This window comes from Micromonospora globosa (genome assembly GCF_000717585.1).
GTDB classification, from domain to species: Bacteria; Actinomycetota; Actinomycetes; order Mycobacteriales; family Micromonosporaceae; genus Micromonospora; species Micromonospora aurantiaca.
In genome coordinates this window covers 187451-208200 of the sequence record NZ_JNZR01000005.1, presented here as the reverse complement: position 1 = coordinate 208200, position 20750 = coordinate 187451, and the positions used below count along the sequence as shown (strand labels likewise).

At 73.8% G+C, this 20750-nt stretch carries 16 protein-coding genes and 1 pseudogene; 9 read left to right on the top strand and 8 right to left on the bottom strand.

The genetic code is table 11. The features are described from left to right. Positions 1 to 158: 158 nt before the first annotated feature. Together IF06_RS0108255 and IF06_RS0108250 are read right to left on the bottom strand one after the other, a co-directional pair. Positions 159 to 1028, bottom strand: coding sequence for an endo alpha-1,4 polygalactosaminidase (locus IF06_RS0108255; RefSeq protein WP_030269990.1), 870 nt, complete (start codon positions 1026 to 1028; stop codon positions 159 to 161). Positions 1029 to 1105: 77 nt separating this feature from the next. Beyond that, positions 1106 to 2350: a CAP domain-containing protein gene (locus tag IF06_RS0108250; protein ID WP_030269988.1), complete on the bottom strand. Its 1245-nt coding sequence runs from the start codon at positions 2348 to 2350 to the stop codon at positions 1106 to 1108. A gap of 372 nt (positions 2351 to 2722) precedes the next feature. On the opposite strand from IF06_RS0108250, the gene IF06_RS0108245 reads away from it, so the two are divergent. The 3 genes from IF06_RS0108245 (at position 2723) to IF06_RS0108235 (ending at position 7449) form a co-directional block, all read left to right on the top strand. Continuing rightward, complete coding sequence (locus IF06_RS0108245; RefSeq protein WP_013284566.1) at positions 2723 to 2917, top strand: hypothetical protein; 195 nt, start codon at positions 2723 to 2725, stop codon at positions 2915 to 2917. 315 nt (positions 2918 to 3232) lie between these two features. Continuing rightward, positions 3233 to 6832: a chromosome segregation protein SMC gene (gene smc, locus IF06_RS0108240; RefSeq protein WP_030269987.1), complete on the top strand. Its 3600-nt coding sequence runs from the start codon at positions 3233 to 3235 to the stop codon at positions 6830 to 6832. After that, positions 6829 to 7449 (top strand): HAD-IA family hydrolase, encoded by a 621-nt coding sequence (locus IF06_RS0108235; RefSeq protein WP_013284568.1) that lies wholly within the window; start codon positions 6829 to 6831, stop codon positions 7447 to 7449. Before smc ends, IF06_RS0108235 begins: the two co-directional genes overlap by 4 nt. Positions 7450 to 7488: 39 nt before the next feature. On the opposite strand, the gene IF06_RS0108230 is transcribed toward IF06_RS0108235, so the two are convergent. Then, positions 7489 to 8424 (bottom strand): SMP-30/gluconolactonase/LRE family protein, encoded by a 936-nt coding sequence (locus IF06_RS0108230; RefSeq protein ID WP_030269985.1) that lies wholly within the window; start codon positions 8422 to 8424, stop codon positions 7489 to 7491. A gap of 77 nt (positions 8425 to 8501) precedes the next feature. On the opposite strand from IF06_RS0108230, the gene IF06_RS0108225 reads away from it, so the two are divergent. After that, positions 8502 to 9491: a helix-turn-helix domain-containing protein gene (locus tag IF06_RS0108225; protein ID WP_013474359.1), complete on the top strand. Its 990-nt coding sequence runs from the start codon at positions 8502 to 8504 to the stop codon at positions 9489 to 9491. Here IF06_RS0108225 and IF06_RS33030 read toward each other — a convergent pair. From IF06_RS33030 to IF06_RS0108200, 5 genes and pseudogenes are all read right to left on the bottom strand, one after another. Next, positions 9478 to 9872: pseudogene (locus tag IF06_RS33030) on the bottom strand (DUF664 domain-containing protein). The gene IF06_RS0108225 and the pseudogene IF06_RS33030 overlap by 14 nt on opposite strands. A gap of 68 nt (positions 9873 to 9940) precedes the next feature. Continuing rightward, entirely contained in the window at positions 9941 to 10429 is a 489-nt protein-coding gene (locus IF06_RS0108215; RefSeq protein ID WP_013284571.1) for a universal stress protein, read from the bottom strand. A gap of 2 nt (positions 10430 to 10431) precedes the next feature. Continuing rightward, positions 10432 to 12021: an MDR family MFS transporter gene (locus tag IF06_RS0108210; RefSeq protein ID WP_030269983.1), complete on the bottom strand. Its 1590-nt coding sequence runs from the start codon at positions 12019 to 12021 to the stop codon at positions 10432 to 10434. A 110-nt stretch (positions 12022 to 12131) separates the two neighbouring features. Beyond that, complete coding sequence (locus tag IF06_RS0108205) at positions 12132 to 12557, bottom strand: MarR family winged helix-turn-helix transcriptional regulator (RefSeq protein WP_013284573.1); 426 nt, start codon at positions 12555 to 12557, stop codon at positions 12132 to 12134. A gap of 13 nt (positions 12558 to 12570) precedes the next feature. Beyond that, entirely contained in the window at positions 12571 to 14283 is a 1713-nt protein-coding gene (locus IF06_RS0108200) for an alkaline phosphatase D family protein (RefSeq protein ID WP_030269981.1), read from the bottom strand. Between the two features lie 146 nt (positions 14284 to 14429). On the opposite strand from IF06_RS0108200, the gene ftsY reads away from it, so the two are divergent. The 5 genes from ftsY to IF06_RS0108175 all read left to right on the top strand — a co-directional run bounded on the left by ftsY (position 14430) and on the right by IF06_RS0108175 (position 20645). Further along, positions 14430 to 15605 (top strand): signal recognition particle-docking protein FtsY, encoded by a 1176-nt coding sequence (ftsY, locus tag IF06_RS0108195; protein ID WP_030269980.1) that lies wholly within the window; start codon positions 14430 to 14432, stop codon positions 15603 to 15605. 8 nt (positions 15606 to 15613) lie between these two features. Next, on the top strand, positions 15614 to 16477 hold the full coding sequence (locus IF06_RS0108190) for an aminoglycoside phosphotransferase family protein (protein ID WP_174361701.1): 864 nt from the start codon (positions 15614 to 15616) through the stop codon (positions 16475 to 16477). 166 nt (positions 16478 to 16643) lie between these two features. Beyond that, entirely contained in the window at positions 16644 to 17999 is a 1356-nt protein-coding gene (locus tag IF06_RS0108185) for an ammonium transporter (RefSeq protein ID WP_013284577.1), read from the top strand. A 25-nt stretch (positions 18000 to 18024) separates the two neighbouring features. After that, the gene (locus tag IF06_RS0108180) at positions 18025 to 18363 is read left to right on the top strand and encodes a P-II family nitrogen regulator (RefSeq protein ID WP_013284578.1); all 339 of its coding nucleotides are present in this window, start codon (positions 18025 to 18027) and stop codon (positions 18361 to 18363) included. Positions 18364 to 18380: 17 nt separating this feature from the next. Further along, positions 18381 to 20645 (top strand): [protein-PII] uridylyltransferase, encoded by a 2265-nt coding sequence (locus IF06_RS0108175; protein WP_030269974.1) that lies wholly within the window; start codon positions 18381 to 18383, stop codon positions 20643 to 20645. Positions 20646 to 20750 lie beyond the last annotated feature (105 nt).

Below are 20750 nucleotides of genomic sequence, written 5' to 3'. Positions count from 1 at the left end.
GTTCGCGCGGTATACCTGAGAGTCATAAGTATGACTCTCAGGTATACCGCCTTCCGTGCATCTGTTCGCCGCTGAGGGTGACGGAGAGTGTTGGCAGCTTTCGTACCGGATGATCGTCATCGGCGCCCCGCTCCCCGGCGAGCGGGGCGCCGGGGTTGTCACGGCAGGGCGCACGGCTCCCGCCAGGCGTCCAGCTGGCGGTCCTTGCGGATCGAGGCGAAGCCGTAGCCGACCGAGGTGACGCAGAAGTCCGCCGGCTCGCCGGTGTACTCGACGTGGAAGACCGGCTTGCCGGCGTCGACGAACGGCAGCAGCTTCGCGCACTCGCGGCGGCGTACGCACTCCTGGTTGACCGCGAAGTCGAAGTCGGGGGCCAGCGCGGCCACCTGCGGCACGTCGTCGACCAGGCCGGGGGAGAGGTCCAGCTTGCGGGCCAGCCCGGCCAGCCGGCGGTTGAACAGCAACTGGTCGTCGAAGTCCAGCGGGAAGCCGGAGCGGTGCCGGTAGCCGTCCGCGTCGGCGAGCGCCACCGCGCCGAAGCCCTTGCCCCGGCACAGCCGGAACCGGTCGGCCAGCACCGGCGCGAGCGCGTCCCAGCCCCGTACGTCCAGGAAACGGCTCCCCGGCCGTCCCGGCACCGCCGCGCCGCGTACGGCGGCGGGGAAGCGGGTGGCGTCCGGGTCGTCGGCGGCGTACGTGCCGACCCGGACGTGGCAGACCAGCCGGCGGCTCTGCTCGCGCAGCTCGGCGGTCTCGGCCGAGGTGGTCGCCACCGGATCGAGGAGGAAGACGTCGGCGTCGGCTGTGACGTCCACCGGGGTGGTGAGCTGCCACTGCCACCGCCAGCGGTCGGCCTGCGCGGCCGGCCAGGGCGTGGGCGCGCCGGGCGGCGTGACCGGCCGGCGGCAGGCCGGCACCGGGGCGAGCAGCAGCGCGGTCAGCGCGAGCGCCACGCCCCGGCGCGGGCCACGTCGGCGGACGTGGGCCGGCCGGGAGCGCGGCACGGCCCACACCGGCCGGATCCGCATCGACAGCTCCCCGGACGCGGGCGGCCCGACGCCGCCCCCGACCGGTCAACGAACGCCGGGCCGGTCACGACGCGCGGTCAGCTCGGGGTGGCGAAGACCTGCGTCCAGTACGGCCCGTTGCTGCGCGCCACGCCCACCCCGATCTGGGTGTACGAGCAGTTGAGGATGTTCTTCCGGTGGCCTTCGGAGTTCATCCAGCCCTCCATGACCGCCGCCGGGGTCTGGTAGTTCCAGGCCACGTTCTCGCCCACCATGCGGTAGCTGTAGCCGGCGGCCTTGACCCGGTCCCAGGGCTGGCTGCCGTCGCTGCCCGTGTGGTCCATCTTCTTGTGGTCGGCCTGGTCCTGGCTGTGCCGCTGGGCGGCCAGGTTCAGCTTTGCGTTGACCGTGAGCGCCTTGCAGCCGGCCTTCGCTCGCTCCTGGTTCACGATCGTGACGACCTTCTGGAGTTCGGCGCTGAGCCCGGTCGTGGCGGTGGCCTTGGTGCTCGTGGAGCCGCCGCCCGACGTGCCGCTGCTCGGGGCGCTGCTGCGCTCCTGCTGCCGCGACGGTGCGGTGCTGCGGCTCGGCTTCGGGGTGGCCTTCTTCGTCGGGCTCGGCACGACGGTGGTCGGTACGGCGGACGGGCTCGCCGACTCGGACGCGAGCGTGTCGGCGGGCGCCTCATCGGTCCCGTCGGGCCCCTGCGGCGCGGCGGCCACCGGCGCGTCTGCGGAGGTGCGCTTCGTGCCCTGGTCGTCGCCGGGCAGCAGGACGGCGCCCACGCCGAGGCTCACCACGAGCGTCGCCGCGGCGGCGGCCCCGCCGATCACGAGTGGCCGGGACAGGCGCCGCTTCGGGCGCTGCCGGTCGTCGGCCGGGGTGTCGGTCGCCGGCTGCCAGGTCGCGGTGGGCTGTTCCCAGCCAGCGGCGGGCTGCTCGTGCCCCGGCCAGGCGGTGGGCTGGTCCTGGCCCTGCCACGCCGCGGGCTGCTCGTGGCCCCGCCACGCGGGCTCCTGGCCCTGCCACGCGGGCTCCTGGCCCTGCCACGCGGGCTCCTGGCCCTGCCACGCGTCGGTCGGCTGCTCCTCGCCGTTCCACCTGTCCCGGGCCGGCGGGTACGAGCCGGCGGGTCCGTAGGCCGGGGGTGCGCTCTCGGGGCGGAAGCCCCCGGCGGCCGGCTCGACGCCGTGACCGGCGGGCCGCTGCTGCGCTTCGTCCCCGAACAGGTACGACGACCGCGGCTCGGGCCGGTCGCTGAGCCACGCCGGACCCTCGTCGGTCGGCGGCTCGGGACGCCGGCGGGCGCCCTCCGGTTCGATCGGGTCGTTCCAGCGGTACACGCCTGTCCCCTCCACGGGTCGGTTGCGGGCCGGGGTGACGCTACGGGCGCACTCCGAGCTGCGGCAACGTGGCTAAGAAAGAGTTAAGGCGAAGCCGGCGGCAAGGATGAGTCGTTCACACATTTCCGGCGTACAGTAAAGGCGTCCGGACAGAGCGTGTCCGCGCCTTGTGGCAGCCCCCCGGCGAGTGGACCGGCCGACGTGGAGATGATCTACGGCCTTGGTCAACTTGACGAAGGAGGGGGTTTCGGCTCAATATGTAGGTGTCGCCAGTCGCGCCCAGCCATGCCCCGATGCAGTGGGAATGGCAGCCGCGAACATCATGGGCGCGCGTTGGCCGGCCTTTCCGGCAGCGCACATCAAGGAGTCAGCATGGCGAAGGCCCTCTACGGCCACGTAAGTGCAGCGCCCGACCGGCGTCTGCTCGACGAGGTCACCCGACTGCGTGCCAGGGTTCAGGCACTGGAGTTCGAGATCACGCGTCTGCGCGCCGACAACGATCGGCTTGCGGCGGCAGCGGCGGAGGCCGATGACCTCCTCCGTCTGGCCGAGCCCGCACTGACCTGATCTCCAGTTGTCGGAAAACTGAATCGCACCACACCGAAAAGCGCGCCGACACTCAAGTGCCGGCGCGCAGCCATGTGCGGACCCCTTTTCGTCGCCGGCGTCGCAATTCTCGATCTTGCGGAACCGCCTGGAATTGCGCCCGGTAATTGTGATCATGCATTTCCGTTCCGCCCGCGACCGCCGGGCGGAAAGCGGACAGCCGGTCCGGCGGGTGGGTCGCGTGGCGGCGGCGCCCCGGTCCCGGGTTAGTCTGCGGGTTCACCAGGTCCGCGCAGCCGGCGACGGTACGGCGGCCACCGGACGAGGATCGAGAAGGTGCATCTCAAGAGCCTGACGGTGAAGGGCTTCAAATCCTTCGCCTCCGCCACGACGTTGAAGCTGGAGCCCGGGATCACCTGCGTGGTGGGCCCGAACGGCTCCGGCAAGTCCAACGTCGTCGACGCCATCGCCTGGGTGCTCGGCGAGCAGGGCGCCAAGGCGCTGCGCGGCGGCAAGATGGAGGACGTCATCTTCGCCGGCACCGCCGGACGGGCGCCGCTGGGCCGGGCCGAGGTCACCCTCACCATCGACAACACCGACGGCGCGCTGCCGATCGAGTACACCGAGGTCTCCATCACCCGCCGGATGTTCCGCTCCGGCGAGAGCGAGTACGAGATCAACGGCGACTCCTGCCGCCTGCTCGACATCCAGGAGCTGCTGTCCGACTCGGGCATCGGCCGCGAGATGCACATCATCGTCGGGCAGGGCCGGCTCGACGGCATGCTGCACGCCAAGCCGGAGGACCGGCGGGCGTTCATCGAGGAGGCGGCGGGCGTCCTCAAGCACCGCAAGCGCAAGGAGAAGGCGCTGCGGAAGCTCGACGCGATGCAGACCAACCTCAACCGCCTGACCGACCTCACCGCCGAGCTGCGCCGCCAGCTCAAGCCGCTGGGCCGGCAGGCCGAGGTGGCCCGCCGCGCCGCCGGCATCCAGGCCAACCTGCGCGACGCCCGGCTGCGGCTGCTCGCCGACGACCTGCACACGCTGCGGACCACACTCGACAAGGAGATCGCCGACGAGACCGCGCTGCGCGAGCGGCGCGAGCTGATCGAGGCCGAGCACGGCGAGGTGCAGGGCCGCCTCGGCGAGCTGGAGGCGGCGCTGGCCGAGGACGCGCCGCTGCTCGCCGCGGCGCAGGACACCTGGTACCGCCTCTCCGCGCTCCAGGAGCGGTTCCGCTCGATCGAGCAACTGGCCCGGGAGCGGCTGCGTCACCTCAGCGCCGCCGGCGACGACGAGCGCCCCGGGCGCGACCCCGAGCAGCTGGAGGCGGAGTCGCGGCGGGTCCGCGAGCAGGAGGAGGAACTGCGCGCGGCGCTCACCGAGGACCAGATCCGGCTGGCCGAGGCGGTCGAGCACCGTCAGGAGCTGGAACGGCAGCTCGCCGCCGCCGAACGGGAACTGGTCGCTGCGGCCAAGGCGATCGCCGACCGGCGGGAGGGGCTGGCCCGCCTGACCGGCCAGGTCAACTCCGCCCGGGCGCGGACCACGAGCGCCGGCGAGGAGATCGAACGGCTCGCCGCCGCGCACACCGATGCGATGGGCCGCGCCGAGAAGGCGCAGGCCGACCTGGACGCGGTCGCCGAGCAGTCGACCGAGGCGGACCGGGACAACGCCGACCTGGACGCCCGGCACGACGAGGCGGTGGCCGTCCACGAGCGGGCCCAGGCGGCGGTGCGCAGCCTCGCTGACGGGGAGCGCGCCGCCGAGAAGGACGCCGCCACCTGGAAGGCCCGCGAGGAGGCGCTCGCCATGGGGCTGCGCCGCAAGGACGGCGCCGGGGAGCTGCTGGCCCGCGCCGACCAGGTGCCGGGGCTGCTCGGCAGCCTCGCCGGGCTGCTCACCGTCGCCCCCGGTGACGAGGCGGCGCTCGCCGCCGCGCTGGGCGGCCTGGCCGACGCGGTGGCGGTCAGCGGTGTGGACGAAGCGGTCGAGGCGATGCGGCTGCTCAAGATCTCCGACGCCGGCCGGGCCGGGCTGCTGGTCGGCAGCCCCGCCGGGCCGGGCATGGACGGGCCCGCCGACGCGTTGCGCCCGAAGCTGCCCGAGGGCGCCCGCTGGGCCCCCGACCTGGTGGAGTGCTCGCCCGCGATCCGCCCGGCCGTGCACCGGGCGTTGCGCGACGTGGCGCTCGTCGACGACCTGGCCGCCGCGTCCGCGCTCGTCGCCGCGAATCCGGAGCTGCGCGCTGTCACGCCCGACGGCGACGTGGTCGGGGCGTACGCGGCGGCGGGCGGGTCGGCCAAGGCGCCCAGCTTCATCGAGGTGCAGGCCGCCGTCGAGGAGGCGCGAGCCAACCGGGCCACCGCCGAACGCACCGCCGCCGAGCTGCGCGAACAGCTCGCCGAGGCGCGCGCCGAGGTGGCCGCCGCCAAGGAGGCGGTGCAGCACGCCGCCGCCGCCAAGCGGGAGGCGGAGAGCCACCGCAACGCCGCCGCGCGCCGCCTCGCCGAACTGGGCGCCGCCGCCCGCTCCGCCAAGGCGGAGACCGACCGGCTCGGCGAGTCCCGGGCACGCGCCGAGGCGGCCCGGGAGCGGGACCTCGCGGCGCTCGCCGAGCTGGAGGAACGGCTGCGGCTGGCCGAGGCCACCCCGCTCGACGCCGAACCCTCTACCGAGGAGCGCGACCAGCTCGCCGCCATGGTGCCGCAGGCACGGCAGAACGAGATGGAGGTCCGGCTCGCGGTGCGTACCGCCGAGGAGCGGGTGGCCTCGATCGCCGGGCGGGCCGACTCGCTGGCCCGGCAGGCCACCGCCGAACGGGCGGCGCGGGAGCGCGCCGCGGCCCGGCGCGCGGCCCGCACCCGCGGCGCCCAGATCGCCCGGGCCGTGGTCGGCGGCGCCCGGGAGGCGCTCACCCGGCTCACCGTCTCCATCGCCCGGGCCGAGGAGCACCGCGACGCCGTCGCCCGCGAGCGCGCCGCCCGCGAGGCCGAGCTGTCCGAGGTACGCGGCGCGGCCAAGCGCCTCGCCGCCGAGCTGGAACGGCTCACCAGCCAGGTGCACCGCGACGAGGTGGCCCGCGCCGAGCAGCGGATGCGCATCGAGCAGCTGGAGGCCAAGGCCGCCGAGGACTTCGGGCTGGACGTGCCCATGCTCGTCGCCGAGTACGGCCCGGACCGGCTGGTCCCGCCCACCGACGCGGACGTGGCGCTCGCCGAGAAGGAGGGCCGGCCGGTACCCGAGCCGGTCCGCTACGAGCGGCCGGTGCAGGAGAAGCGGGCCGCCAAGGCGGAGCGGGAGCTGGCCCTGCTGGGCAAGGTGAACCCGCTCGCGCTGGAGGAGTTCGCGGCGCTGGAGGAGCGCTTCAAGTTCCTCTCCGAGCAGCTGGAGGACCTCAAGGCGACCCGGCGTGACCTGCTCACCGTGGTCAAGGACGTGGACGACCGGATCCTGGAGGTCTTCGCCAGCGCGTTCGAAGACACCGCACGGGAGTTCGAGCAGGTCTTCACCGTGCTGTTCCCCGGCGGCGAGGGCCGGCTCGTGCTAACCGACCCGGAGGACCTGCTCACCACCGGTGTCGAGGTCGAGGCCCGCCCGCCGGGCAAGAAGATCAAGCGGCTCTCGCTGCTCTCCGGCGGGGAGCGGTCGCTGACCGCGGTGGCGATGCTCGTGGCGATCTTCCGCGCCCGGCCCAGCCCGTTCTACATCATGGACGAGGTGGAGGCGGCGCTCGACGACGTGAACCTGGGCCGCCTGATCACACTGCTGGCGCAGTTGCGGGAGAAGAGCCAGCTCATCGTGATCACGCACCAGAAGCGGACCATGGAGATCGCCGATGCGCTCTACGGAGTGACAATGCGCGCCGGTGTGACCCAGGTGATCAGCCAGCGGCTCAACCGGGCCGACGACGAGGAACAGGTGACAGACGAGTGAGTCGGGAACGCGCCACGGCGCTCCTGGTGGACTTCGACGGCGTGCTGCGCCGCTGGGATCCGGCGGTGGCCGCCGGTGTCGAGCGGGAGTACGGGCTGCCCGAGGGCGTCCTCGGTGAGATCGCGATGTCCTGGGGGCTGCTCCAGCCGGTGCTCACCGGCCAGGTCAGCCACGCGAAGTGGATGGCGAGCGTGGCCGACGCGCTGACCCCGACGATCGGCGACCCGGAGCGGGCCCGGGCGGCGGTGGACCAGTGGCAGAGCTACCGCGGCGAGGTCGACCCGGACGTGCTGGCGTTCGTCCGCGAGGTGCGGGCCGCGGGCGTACGGGTGGGGCTGGGCACCAACGCGACCGACCTGCTCGACGCCGACCTGGCCGCGCTGGGCCTGACCGGGGAGCTGGACGTGATCGTCAACTCCTCGGTCGTCGGGGTGCACAAGCCGGCGAAGGAGTACTTCCAGGCCGCCTGCGAGGCGCTGGAGACGCCGCCGGGGCGGGTGCTGTTCGTCGACGACGAGGACCGCGCGGTGGCCGGCGCCCGGGTGGCTGGTCTGTCCGCGCACCGCTGGAGCGGCCCGGCCGACCTGCGGTACCTGCGGGCGGCGCTGGCGTACTGAGCCGGACGGGCCCCGTGTCCCGCCCGGCTCGTGCGCCGCTCACCGCAGGCCCGGCACCTCGGTGACCGTGAACGGCGGGGCGGGCGTGGTCGCGAAGAGCTGGCTGTCCACCCAGAGCAGTCGGCTGGCGTCGCGCGCCACCGAGGTGGGCGACCGCTGGATGCCGACCGGGCGGGACCGGTCGACCACCTGGGCGGTACGTAGTTCCTGGTCGAGCCGGGCCAGGTTCACCAGGAACCGGGTGCCGCCGGCGCCGTCCGGTTCGTTGACCACGCCGTAGAGCCGGTCCCCCTCCAGCAGCAGGCCGTCCGCGCCCATCCGGCCACCGCTCACCTCGACCTCGGTCACGGACCGGTCGGCGAGGTCGACCCGGAACAGGCGCTCGCCGCCCTGCTCCGCGACGAGGGCGACCCGGCCTGACGGGTCGACCACGATGCCGTTGAGGAAGACCGGGACGGCCGGGAAGTCGTCCGGACCCACCCAGGGGACCAGGGCGCCGACGCGCCCGCCGGTGAGCCCGGCCCGCCACACGGTGCCGGTGGCGGAGTCCGTGACGTAGACGGCGTCTTCGGTGACCGCCAGGTCGTTGAGGGCCGCGCCGGGTGCGGCGGCGCGGCGGGCCAGCAGGGTGCCGTCCGGCGCGTACACGAAGAGCGTGCCGGTGGTCCAGCCGGCGACGAGGACGCGGCCCCGGCGGTCCACCCGGACCCCGGCGGCGCTGGTCCGGCCGTCGGCGCCGGGGGCGAGGAACGGGCGCAGCCCGGCCCGGCGGGTGTCGCCCCGGTAGACCGCGCCGGTGGCCGAACTCGTGACGTACATCGTGCCGCTGGCGGTTACCGCGAGCCCTTCGGGCAGCACGCCGGGCGCGCGGGAGACGACGTAGGTGTCGGGATGGACGTCGGTGGGGGCGGGCCGGGGTACGCCGACGGTCACCGCCGTCAGGACCGCGGCGGCCGCCGCAGGGAGTGTCTTCACGCCACGCAGCGTCCGGCGGCGCCGGCCCGCCCGGAAGCCCCTTTCGGCACGGGCCGAAAGGTGGCTACCGTTCGCCGGTGACCACCCTGCGACTCAACGCCGCCGACCTGAGCCGCACCGTCCTGCGGTCCGAACCGGCGGTGCTGGTCGAGCTGGCGATGGCCGCCCAGCGGCTGGTCCTGGCCGACGTGCCGGAGCACCTCGCCGGGTGGCGGACCCGGACCCGGGCGGCGTTGCGCCCCGAGATGCGTTCCTACCTGGACCTGTGCCGGACGCCGTACCTGGTGCCGGACCTGGTGACCCCGCCGGTGTTCGACGGCGGCCTCGACGCCCTGCTGGACCGGGTCGCCGGCACCCCGGACGAGGTGCTCGCCGCCGAGCTGGGCCCGCTGGTGGCGTCCGGCGCGCTGCCCGCCCGGGTGGCGCCGCTGGCCGCCGGGGAGCCCGCCGCCCGGGCCCGGCTGCGGGCCGCGATGCGCGCCTTCCACGGCGTGGCGCTCGCGCCCTACTGGTCGGAGATCGAGGGCGCGGTACGGGCCGACCGGGCGGTACGCGGCCACACGCTGGCGGCCGGCGGCCTCGACCGGGTGTTGCGCGATCTCAGCCCGTACCTGGCCTGGGCCGAGACGGGGGAGCACTACGCGCTGTCCTACCGGTGCGCGGTCGCCGACGACGTCGAGGTGGCCGCGGGCGGCCGGGGCCTGACCCTGCTGCCCTGTCATCTCGCCCCGCAGCCCTACCTGCTGGCGGACCCGGGCGGCCCGCTGGTGCTGGTCTACCCGATCCGGCCGGGGCGGCGTGAGCTGGGGGCCGGGGCGCCACTGGCCGACCTGCTCGGGCGGACCCGGGCGGCCGTGCTGGCGGCGACCGCCGACGCTCCCGGCACCTCCCAGCTGGCCCGCCGGGTCGGCGTCTCCGCGGCCACCGCCAGCGAGCACGCGGCGACCCTGCGGGCCGCCGGGTTGATCACCACGCGGCGGGACGGCGCGGGGGTGCGGCACTGCCTCACCCCGCTGGGCGAGCAGGTGCTGCGGGCGGGCGGCCCGGCAGGGGTCAGGCCCCGGTGACGCCGTCGATACGCTCGCGGATCAGGTCGGCGTGGCCGTTGTGCCGGGCGTACTCCTCGATCATGTGCATGTAGACCCAGCGGACGCTCATCGTCCGAGTCTCGGCGGTGCCGTCCCGGCGGGGGCGCCGGAAGGTCTGATCCAGGGAGAGGGCGGCGGCGGCCTGCCGGGCGGCGACCTCGGCGAGGTAGGTGGCGAAGGTCTGCTCCGGGTCGGCGTCGGCGACCGCGTTCAGGTCGGCGTCCGGGTCTTCCTGGTCGTCGTAGAGGCCGGGTGCACCAGGGTGTCGCGGTGGTGGTCGAGCCAGCCTTCGAGCATGGTGCGCTCGTCGGCGACGTAGGGCTCGTGGCGGCGGTCGATCTCGGGTGCGGTCCAGGTCATGGGCGCAGATGTTAAGAGGGGCCCCCTGTACAACGCGAGGCGTTAACAGGGGGCCCTTCCTTACACCCTCAGGGGACCACGACGACCGGCCAGCGGCCGGTACGAACGAGCCGGGTGGCGACCGAGCCGACCAGCTTGTGCCCGGCCTGCTCCGAGGAGCCGACCACCACCATGTCGGCCCGGTGCTCGTCGGCGGCCCGGCACAGCTCGGTGTAGGCGTCGCCGCGCCGGCACAGGAACGTCACCGGCAGGTCCAGTTCCTCGGCCCCGCGCCGGCACTCGGCACGCAGCTCGTCGGCCAGCTCGTCGTGGGTCTGCTGGACCGCCCCGGCCACCACGCCGGAGAGCATCGCGCTGTACGAGGCCGGCGAGCTGACGAACACCGCCACCAGCGTGGCGCCCTGCCGCCGGGCCAGGCCGGCGGCGTACGCGGCGGCGCGCATCGAGGTGCGGCTGCCGTCCACGCCGACGAGCACGACCCGTGGCCCGTCCGTACCCCGTTCGTAGGGCAGCGGACGGGTCTGCGGGCCGTACCGCTCGCGCTCCGCGGCGTCCATCGTCAGTCCTTCGTTCCGGCCGGTACCGCCTCGGCCGTCTCCCGCCCGGCGGGGAGCGGCTCGGCGTTGGAGCGGCGCAGCGGCACCTCCCGGATGAGGACCACCGCGACGAGGGCGAGCAGCCCGAACGGGGCGGCGGCCAGGAAGATGTCACCCGCGGCGTGCCCGTACGCGGCCTCGACCACTGTGCGGATCGGGCCGGGGAGCGTGTGCACGTCCGGCAGACCGCCGCCGCCCGGCCCGGAGGCCGGGATGCCGAGGCGGCTCAGGCCGTCGGCCATGTAGCCGGTGACCCGGTGGCCGAGCACCGCGCCGAGCGCGCTCACGCCGATCGCGCCGCCGAGGCTGCGGAAGAACGCCACCACCGAGCTGGCCGCGCCGAGCTCGTCCGGGCGGACCGTGTTCTGCACGGCGAGCACCAGGTTCTGCATGGACATGCCGACGCCGAGGCCGATCAGCGCCATGAAGACCGCGAGGTGCCAGTACGGGGTGTCGGCGCGCATGGTGCCCATCAGCGCGAAGCCGGCGGTGAGCAGCACCGAGCCGATGACCAGCCAGCTCTTCCAGCGGCCGGTGCTGGTGATGATCCGGCCGACCACTGTCGAGGAGACCAGCAGGCCGCCGATCATGGGCAGCGTCATCAGGCCGGACATGGTCGGGCTGGCGCCGCGGCTGATCTGGAAGTACTGCCCGAGGAACACCGAGGCGCCGAACATGCCGACGCCGACCGCGATGCTGGCGATCACGGCGAGCGTGATGGTGCGGTTGCGGAACAGGTGCGGCGGGATCATCGGGTCGGCGGCACGCTTCTCGACCCGGGCCGCGAGCGCGCCGAGCAGCGCCGCGCCGGCCACCATCACACCGCTCTGCCAGGAGATCCAGTCGTACCGGTCACCGGCCAGGGTGATCCAGACCAGCAGCAGCGAGACGGCGGCGGTGATGAGCGTGGCGCCCCACCAGTCGATCTTCACCTCGCGCTTGACCACTGGTAGCCGCAGCGTCCGCTGGAGCACGATCAGGGCGAGCACGGCGAACGGCACGCCGACGTAGAAGCACCAGCGCCAGCCGAGCCAGGAGGTGTCCACGATGACGCCGCCGATGAGCGGGCCGCCGATGGTGCCGACGGCCATGACCGCGCCGAGGTAGCCGCTGTACCGGCCGCGCTCGCGCGGCGCGATCATCGTCGCCATGATCACCTGGGCGAGGGCGGTGAGGCCGCCCGCGCCGACGCCCTGCACCACCCGGCAGGCGATCAGCTCGCCGGTGGTCTGGGCCTGCCCGGCGAGCACCGAGCCCAGCACGAAGACCACCAGGGAGAGCTGGACCAGCAGCTTCTTGCTGAACAGGTCGGAGAGCTTGCCCCAGATGGGCGTGGTCGCGGTGGTCGCCAGCAGCGTCGAGGTGACCACCCAGGTGTACGCGGACTGACCGCCGCGCAGGTCGGTGATGATCCGCGGCAGCGCGTTGGAGACGACCGTGGAGGAGAGGATCGCGACGAACATGCCCAGCAGCAGGCCGGAGAGCGCCTCCAGGATCTGCCGGTGGGACATGTCGACGGCGGTCGCCCGTGCGGGCGCAGTCGCCTGAGTCATCGTGGAGTGCCTCCGGAGCGGGGGAAAAAGGTTGCCTCGGGCAACCGTAGAAGCCGTTGCTCTGAGCAACAACTCGAGCCGGGCCCGGATTGTTCCCCCTGCCGGCGGGCTCAGAACGACTCGTTGAAGCGGTGCATCAGCCGGGCGAGGTCCGCCACGTCCTCTTTCGGCCAGCTTTCGAGCGAACGCCTTATCTGTCCGAGTCGCGCCGCCCGGGCCGCGTCGAACCGCCGGGTGCCCTCCTCGGTGAGGCTGAGCTGGGCCGCCCGCCGATCGGTCGGGTCCGGGTCGCGGCGGACCAGACCCAGCGCCTCCAGCCCGCCGATCTGGCGGCTCAGCGTGCCCTTGCCGATCCCCAGCTTCGCGGCCAGGTCGGTGAGCCGGATCGAGCCGGAGCGGCGCAGCCAGAGCAGCAGGCCGTACGCGTTGGGCTCCAGGTTCGGGTGGACCTCGCGGGCGATCTCCCAGGACAGCGCCCGGCCGCGGCGCAGCAACGCGGTCAACTCGTGCTCCACGGCGCGCAGCGTCTCGTCCACGCTCAGAGGGTACTCAGTCCTCGTCGCTGAGTTGCTGTCGCGCCACCGGCCGCAGCTCGCCCTCGCTCGTCGTCCCCTCGATCACCACGGCGGCCCTGCGGCCCTGGTGCGTGAGCGTGGCCACCGCGTTCCCGAAGTAGGGCCCGGCCAGCTTCCGCCAGCGCACCGGCGGGCGGCGTACGCCGGCCGAGCGCGCCAGCGCCCGGGTCGCCCCGGCCGGGCCGGGATTCCAACCCAGCGTCATCAGCGGGCGCATCGCGGCCGGCACCTGGTTGTGGATCGGCGAACAGGTGAGCTGGTGCACGGGCGTACGGACGTTACGGTCGGCGAACCGGGCCCGGGCCACGTACGAGTGGTGCACGTCACCGGAGAGCACGCTGATCGACGCCGGTCGCGCGTACGCCGGCCCGGCGCCCACCCGTGCCCCGGTGCGCGGCGCGGTGCCGCTGCCCAGCCGCACGAACAGCTCGCCCAGCGCCTCGAACGAGCGCCGGAACGCCCCCCAGTGCTCCAGGTCCAGTGCCCGGCGGATCTGCTCGGAGAGCCGGGCCACCCAGGGGCGGCCGGAGTCGGCCAGGCGCTCGTTCCACGCCTCGACGTGGTGGATGCCCGGCGGCAGCAGCCACGGCAGCGAGCTGCCCACCACCAGATGGTCGTAGGTGCCGTGCGCCTGATCGAGGAACCACGACCACTCGCCCGGCGGCAGCATCGCCCGGTTGCCCGGCAGGAGCACCCGGCTGGACCGGTTGTCCAGCATGACCAGGCGGGTGCGGCCCAGGTCCAGCGCGTAGCTCCACTGGTACTGCACGGCCCGCCAGCGCTCGGTGTCGTGCGCCAGGTCGGCCTCCTTGTCGACCCGCTCGCCGAACTCGTGCAGCACGCCGGTGGCGTCCTCGGCGGCGACCACCTTCGCGTACACCGGGTCGGCGGCGATCTCGTCCGGGCTGAGGTTGCCCAGGTGCTGGTAGACCCAGTAGGAGGCGAGGCCGCTGCGGATCCGCTCGGCCCACCACGGCTGCTCGCGCATGTCCGCGCGCCACGACTGCGAGGTGTTCCAGTCGTCGATCACCTCGTGGTCGTCGAAGATCATCACGCTCGGCACGGTGGAGAACAGCCAGCGGATCTCCGGGTCGCGCCACGACTCCAGGTAGAGCTTGGTGTACTCGTCGAAGCTCACCACCTGCGTCGCCGGGGCGTCCTTCGGCCGCCGCCGGCGCCGCTTGAGCAGCCGCCGCACGGTCGGCGAGGTCTCGTCCGCGTACACCTGGTCGCCGAGCAGCACCAGCAGGTCGGGCAGCACGGCCTCGTCGGGCGCGGCCATCACCCGGCGGGCGTACGCGTCGAGCGCGTCAGGCGGCAGCTTCCGCGCGGTGGAGTGCTGGGTGGTCTCCCGGCACGAGCCGAACAGCAGCCGCACCGGCTGGTCGGCGTCGTCGAGCGCGCGGGTGCGGATCACGCTGGGCGGGAACGACGAGTCGGGCAGCGGCCACGCCACCTCGTCGTCGATCAGCACCTCGTACGTCGTGGCGCTGTCCGGGGTGAGCCCGCTCACCACGACGATCGCGTAGTGGTGGTCGTACGCGGAGAAGGTGGGTGCACTGCCGGTGGCGCCGTCCGCAGTGCGGACGGTGACCACGGCGGGCGAACTGGTCTCCACCCAGACGGTCGCCCGCGTGTCGACGACCCGGCGCAGCAACGGGCCGATGAGCAGGCGGGAACCGGGCACGACACACCTCCGACAAGATCGTTTCGGCTGTTCCCTACCCGGCCGGCGGTTGCGGTACGCCTTCCGGTGCGAGCGTACCCGCAGGTTGTTCGCGTGCCGAGGCGGTGAGTGGGACGCGGTCGTCGGCATCTGACAGGATTTCGGGCATGACGGAATACCTCCTCGTCGCTCTCGCCCTGCTCGGCGTGCTGATCATCGGCGGCCTGAGCCTCGTGGTGCCCCGGCTGCGCCGGCGCCCGCAGCCGCCGCTGCCGCGCACGGAGGTCGACACCCGGACGGAGGAGGACCTGGCCGGCCCGCCGGCCGAGGCCCCCGAGGCGGAACTCACCACCGGTGTGGTGGTGGAGGCGCCGCCGGCCCCTCCGGTCGAGGTGCCGGAGCCGACCGCCGGCCGGCTGGTCCGGCTGCGCTCCCGGCTGTCCCGCTCGCAGAACGTCTTCGGCAAGGGCCTGCTCGGCCTGCTCAGCCGCGACCGGCTGGACGAGGACACCTGGGAGGAGATCGAGGACAGCCTGATCACCGCCGACGTCGGCATCGACGCCACCCGGGAGATCGTCGACCGGCTGCGCGAGCGGACCCGGGTGCTCGGCACCCGCACCGGGGAGGAGCTGCGGGCGCTGCTCGCCGCCGAGCTGGTGAACGCGCTCGACCCGGGCCTGGACCGCTCGCTGCGCACCGCGCCGAAGGAGGGCGTCCCGGCGGTGGTGCTCGTGGTCGGCGTCAACGGCGCCGGCAAGACCACCACCTGCGGCAAGATCGCCCGGGTGCTCGTCGCGGACGGCCGCAGCGTGCTGCTCGGCGCGGCCGACACGTTCCGGGCCGCCGCCGCCGACCAGCTGGAGACCTGGGGCGGCCGGGTGGGCGCCGAAACGGTCCGCGGGCCCGAGGCCGCCGACCCGGCCAGCGTCGCGTTCGACGCGGTCAAGCGCGGCATCGACACCGGCGTCGACACCGTGCTCATCGACACCGCCGGCCGGCTCCAGAACAAGATCGGCCTGATGGACGAGCTGGGCAAGGTCAAGCGGGTCGTGGAGAAGCACGGCCCGATCGACGAGACGCTGCTGATCCTCGACGCCACCACCGGCCAGAACGGGCTGGAGCAGGCACGGGTCTTCACCGAGGCGGTCAACGTCACCGGCGTGGTGCTGACCAAGCTCGACGGCACCGCCAAGGGCGGCATCGTGATCGCCGTGCAGCGCAAGCTCGGCATCCCGGTCAAGCTCGTCGGCCTCGGCGAGGGCAAGGACGACCTGGCCCCGTTCGACCCGGCACAGTTCGTCGACGCGTTGCTCGGCACCGAGCCGCTCGCCCGGGACGCGTAGCCTCTCCCGTGACGACTGACGATCGCGCCTACGCGGGGTGGCGCGACCCCAGCCACCCGTCGCCACGCCTCGGGAGACCGTACGTGACTTCGCAGGAGATCCCGCTGCACGGCGGGAACGTGAGCACCGTGGTCCGTGTGGGAGACACGGTCCGGCGCAACGCCGGCCCGTGGACGCCCTCCGTGCACGCGCTGCTGCGCCACCTGGAGTACGTCGGATTCACCGGCGCGCCCCGGGCGCTCGGCATGGACGAGCGCAACCGGGAGGTCCTGTCGTACCTGGAGGGGGAGTGCGGGGAGTACCCGCTGGCCCCGCACTGGGTCACCGACGAGGCCCTGGTCACGGTGGCCACCATGCTGCGGATGTTCCACGACGCGCAGTACGGCTTCACCCCGCCGCCCGGCGCGGTCTGGCGCTCGTTCGGGCCGCCCCCGCCGGACACCGAGGTCATCTGCCACCACGACGCCGCGCCGCACAACGTGATCTGGCGGCCGGACGGCACGCTCGGGCTGATCGACTTCGACCTCGCCTCACCCGGCGCCCGCATCTACGACGTGGCGTACGCCGCCTGGACCTGGGTGCCGATCTTCTCCGACCGGGACTCGATCACGCTCGGCTGGAAGCACCCGGACCGGCCGCGCCGGCTGCGGCTGTTCGCCGACGCGTACGGGCTGATCCCGCGCGACCGGCACCGGCTCATCCGGACCATCCGCAAGCGCATCGTCGACCACGTCGAGGGCATCCGGCGGATGGCCGCCGCCGGTGAGCCGGCGTTCGTCCGGATCGTCCACAAGGGCCACCTGCGTCGGCCTATGCGTGACCTGCGGCTGCTCGACTACGAGCGGCACCAGCTGGAGTACGCGCTGCGCTGAGCAAGATCGGCGTTCTTCACACGCCGGAAACAACCCGTCACGCGTCGGAAATCGCGCGGTGTCGCTGAAGGAAACAGCCGGCGACCAAGCTTCCGCGCAACCGGCTGACGGGCGATGCTGCCAGGTCTCAGTCGGAGGGAGGAATACGACAACGAGAGGAGGCAGCGTGGAGATCGACACCGGGAACACTGCCTGGTTGCTTGTCTCGACTGCCCTCGTGCTGCTCATGACCCCCGGTCTCGCGCTGTTCTACGGCGGCCTGAACCGGTCCAAGGGCGTTCTGAACATGATGATGATGAGCTTCTCGTCCATCGGGCTCGTCAGCATCCTGTGGCTTTTCTACGGCTTCACCGTCGCCTTCGGCGAGGGCGGCAGGTTCTGGGGTGACCTGGGCCAGTACCTGGGCACCAAGACCTTCGTCGGCGAGAACGACCTGTGGGGCGAGACCGGCATCCCGATCTACGTCTTCATCGCCTTCCAGATGATGTTCGCGATCATCACCGTGGCGCTGATCAGCGGTGCGCTGTCCGACCGGGTGAAGTTCGCCGGCTGGCTGCTGTTCGCGTTCGGCTGGGCCACCCTGGTCTACTTCCCGGTCGCCCACATGGTCTGGGGCGGCGGGCTGATCGGCGGCGACATCGGCGCGCTGGACTTCGCCGGTGGTACCGCTGTGCACATCAACGCCGGTGCGGCGGCGCTCGCGCTGGTGCTCGTGCTCGGCAAACGGGTCGGCTGGCCGCGCGAGAGCATGAAGCCGCACAACGTCCCGATGGTCGCCCTCGGCGCCGCGCTGCTGTGGTTCGGCTGGTTCGGCTTCAACGCCGGTTCCGAGCTGACCGCCGACGGGGTCACCGCGCTGGCGTTCATCAACACCCAGGTCGCCACCGCCGCCGCGCTGCTCGGCTGGATCGTGGTGGAGTGGCTGCGCGACGGCAAGCCGACCCTGGTCGGCGCCTCGTCCGGCGCCATCGCCGGCTTGGTCGCGATCACCCCGGCCTGTGCGTTCATCACCCCGGCCGCAGCGGTGCTGCTGGGCGTGGTGGCCGGTGCGGTCTGCGCCCTCGCGGTCGGCCTGAAGTACCGGCTCGGCTACGACGACTCGCTCGACGTGGTGGGCGTGCACTTCGTCGGCGGCTGGATCGGCTGCCTCTGGATCGGCCTGTTCGGCACCGCCTCGGTCAGCTCGCTGGTGGAGACCGACGGCCTGTTCGTCGGCGGCGACGCGTCGCTGCTCGGCAAGCAGGCGATCAGCGCGCTGATCGTCAGCGTCTACTCCTTCGTGGTCGCCTTCGCCCTGGGCTTCGTGATCGACAAGACGATCGGCCTGCGGGTCTCCGCCGAGGCCGAGGTCGACGGCATCGACATCGCCGAGCACGCGGAGAGCGGCTACGACCTGTCGCCCACCACGGGCAGCAGCGGTGGCGCGTTCGCGATGGCCGGGATCGGCGCCGGCAAGCCGGCCGCGGAGCCCGCTGTCGAGACCGACGAGTCCGCGCCGGTCAGCGAGAAGGTCGCCGGTTAACGTTCCTGGGATGGAGGGGTTGGACATGAAGCTGGTGACCGCGGTCATCAAGCCGTACCAGCTGGACGCGGTGAAGGAGGCTCTGCACGCGCTCGGCGTGGCCGGGCTGACCGTCAGCGAGGTCCAGGGCTACGGCCGGCAGAAGGGGCACACCGAGGTCTACCGGGGTGCCGAGTACACGGTCGAGTTCCTGCCCAAGATCCGGGTCGAGGTGCTCACCGACGAGATGGACGTCGACAAGATCGTGGACGCGATCGTCGGCGCCGCCCGGACCGGCAAGATCGGCGACGGCAAGGTCTGGGTGACCGGCGTCGAGGAGGTCGTCCGGGTGCGTACCGGCGAGCGCGGGCTCGACGCCCTCTGATCGCCGGACCCGCCGACGTGACCTCGTTGACCACGGCCGCCGCCCCCACCGGGGACGGCGCGCCCGTGGTCAACGAGGTCGCCGGCGTACCCGCAGGGATCGGCGCGGCGGCCCGGTCCGCGCGGGCCGACGCGCTCGACGCCTGGCTGTGCCGGGCCTTCCCGGACCGGGACGGCGTGGCGCTCGTCGCTGTGGGCGGGCTGGGCCGCCGCCAGTGCGCCCCCTACGGCGACCTCGACCTGGTGCTGCTGCACGCCGGGGTGCCCGGCATCGACGAGCTGGCCGCCTCGCTCTGGTATCCGATCTGGGACGCCGGGCTGCGGCTGGACCACTCGGTGCGCACCGTCGCCGAGGCGCTGTCGGTGGCCCAGGACGACGTCAAGGTCGCCCTCGGCCTGCTCGACGCCCGGCACGTGGCGGGCGACTCGGCGCTCACCGACCAGCTCTCCCGTACCGCCACCGACCACTGGCGGCGGACCGCGATCCGCCAGCTCCCCGGCCTGCGCGAGATCACCTCCGCCCGCTGGGAGGCGCACGGCGAACTGGCGTTCCTGCTCGAAGGCGACCTCAAGGAGGCGTCCGGCGGGCTGCGCGACGTGGGCATCCTGCGCGCCATCGCCACCGCCGGGGTCACCGACGCGCTCCGCCCCGCCGTGCACGCGGCACACCGGCGGCTGCTGGACACCCGCGACGCGCTGCACCAGCAGGTGGGCCGCCGGGTCGACCGCCTGGTCGCCCAGGAACGCGACGGCGTGGCGCGCCTGCTCGGCGCCGAGGACGGCGACGCGCTGCTGCGGCTGGTGGCCGGCGACGCCCGCACCGTGAGCCACGCCCTCGACGACGCCTGGCGGGCCGCCGACCGGCTCCGCTCCGGCCGGCACCGCGCCGCCCCCGGCCGTCCGCTGCGCCGCCCGGTCGCCCGGGACGTGGTGGAGCAGGACGGCGAACTGGTGCTCGCCCGTACCGCCATCGGGGCCCGCCCCGACCCGAGCCTGTCGCTGCGCGTGGCCGCCGCTGCCGCCACCACCCGGCTGCCGATCGCGCGGGCCACCTGCGAGTGGCTGGCCGCGTACTGTCCGCCGCTGCCGGCGCCCTGGCCACCGGCGGCCCGCGCCGCGCTGATCACCCTGCTCGGCGCCGGTCCCGGCCTGGTGCCCGCCTGGGAGACCTGCGACAGGTACGGGCTGATCGACCGCTGGCTGCCCGAGTGGACCCGGATGCGCAGCCTGCCCCAGCACAACCCGGTGCACCGGTTCACGCTCGACCGGCACCTGGTGCAGACCGCGTACGAGGCGAGCCGGCACACCCGCGACGTGGAACGACCTGACCTGCTGCTGCTCGGCGCGTTCCTGCACGACATCGGCAAAGGGCTGGACGGTGACCACTCGGTGGTCGGCGCGCCGCCGGCCGAGGCGGTCGCCACCCGGATCGGGCTGCCGCCGGCCGAGGCGGCGCTGATCGGCACGCTGGTCCGGCTGCACCTGCTGCTGCCCGACGTGGCCACCCGGCGCGACCTGTCCGATCCGAAGACCGTCGCCGGGGTCGCCGAGCGCGTCGGCGACACCGGCACGCTGGAACTGCTGCACGCCCTGGTCCGCGCCGACGCCGCCGCCACCGGCCCGGCGGCCTGGTCCGGCTGGAAGGGCCGGCTGATCGCCGAGCTGGTGAGCCGGGTGCGGACCACGCTGGACACCGGCGTGGTGCCCGCCCCGCCGGCCCCGGACCCGGCGCTCGTGGCCGGGCCGCTGCCTGTCGTACACCTGGGGGAGGACCGGGTGTCGGTGGCCGCCGCCGACCGGCGCGGACTGCTCGCGACTGTCGCCGGGTGCCTGGCGCTGCACCGCCTGGAGGTGATCTCCGCAGACGCCGCCACGGTCGACGGCCGCGCCCTGGTCGAGTGCCGGGTGCAGCCGCGTTACGGGCTGGCCCCGGACCCGATCGCGCTCAGCGCCGACCTGCGCCGCGCGGTCGGCGGCGACGTCTCGGTCATCCAGCGGCTGCGCGGCCGGGCCCTGGCCGCGCGCAGCCAGGGCGCCGCCCCACGGGTGGTCTGGCACCGGGAGGCGGCCACCGACGCGGTCCTGCTGGAGCTGCGGGCCGCCGACGCCGCCGGACTGCTGTACCGGGTCACCTGCGCGCTGGACGACGCGGGCGCCCAGGTGCGGGCGGCCCGGATCTCGACGCTGGGCGGCGACGTGGTGGACGCGTTCTACCTGGTCGGCGGCTGGCCGTCGGACGAGGAACGGGCCCGGATCGAGGCCGCCGTGCTGGCCGCCGTGTAGTGGAACGGGCCGCCGGGCCGGAGCGGGCGGATGAGCGGCGGGCTACCCTAACGGTGGGCTGGACCACCGGCCCGGCAGCATGTGCCCGCCGAAAACGACAAACGG